The 920-nt window shown below is 55.5% G+C and carries 1 tRNA gene; it reads left to right on the top strand.

The features are described 5' to 3' along the window. The first annotated feature begins 681 nt into the window (after positions 1-681). Positions 682-754: transfer RNA gene (locus ACRQDJ_RS09235), tRNA-Lys, on the top strand. Positions 755-920: the final 166 nt, after the last annotated feature.

Raw genomic sequence — 920 nt, 5'->3', positions numbered from 1 at the left:
GATCCCGTTCGCAACTCCCGGTTTCTTATTCATTGAACGATCTCCTTAAAAATCTCTAGGAAACCGTCCGCACCCCCAAATTTGAGAGGTGGGAACTAACGTGGTTGTTGCGCCCGGCGCACCGGCATATCTCGCGGCGAGCCGCAAATCTTGAACTCTGTTCCATTGCGTTTTCCGAGTCCGCCGCCGATAAACAGCCAGGTCAGCCAGCTGTTCCCCAAGTAAGTGGGGGTAATTCTGTGGACCCGAAAGAGCAAAGCGATTTCAGTGTCTGTTCCCCGCGCAAGCGGGGGTAATTCTGCTACCTGCCTACCTGCGCTTCGATGGGCAAGCTGTTCCCCGCGCAAGCGGGGGTAATTCCAGCCCAGCAAAAGTGCTCGGGCCTGTGCATCGCTGTTCCCCGCGCAAGCGGGGTGCAGGGGCGTGGAAACGGGGAGGGTGCGATGTTGCGCTGGGCGAGTGCCCGTAGACCCTTAATCACCGGGGTTAAGGGTTGCCGCAATCGCGTGGGATACCGTTTGTAGGGCGGCGAAAAGCGCGCTATCTTGCGCTTATCTGGTGGTGGGGAGGTGATGTGAGGGAGGAAACAGCTTTAGGTAGGCTTCTTAACTTGCGCTGGGTGGTGGGCCTGAGTAAAGTATCTATTCGTTGCCGCGGGCGGCAAACATAAAAGAATAACGAGCACCGCTAGCTCAATTGGCAGAGCAACTGACTCTTAATCAGTGGGTTCTGGGTTCGAGTCCCAGGCGGTGTACAGCAGGCCCCGTAGTGTTCAAGCTACGGGGTTTTCCGCATTATCGTACGGAAAACAGTCATGTGACTAGCGTACGTCGGGGATTGTTTTTACGGGTTAATAGACAAAAAGTGGGTCTAATGACGGCGTGTCGTTGGCTTGGATCCGGATCAGATCCGTACGAATC

This window comes from Actinotignum urematis, assembly GCF_051264595.1.
In the GTDB taxonomy this organism is placed as follows: Bacteria; Actinomycetota; Actinomycetes; order Actinomycetales; family Actinomycetaceae; genus Actinotignum; species Actinotignum timonense_A.
The sequence above is the reverse complement of the archived record's forward strand: the minus strand, read 5'-3'. Positions and strand labels throughout refer to the sequence as shown.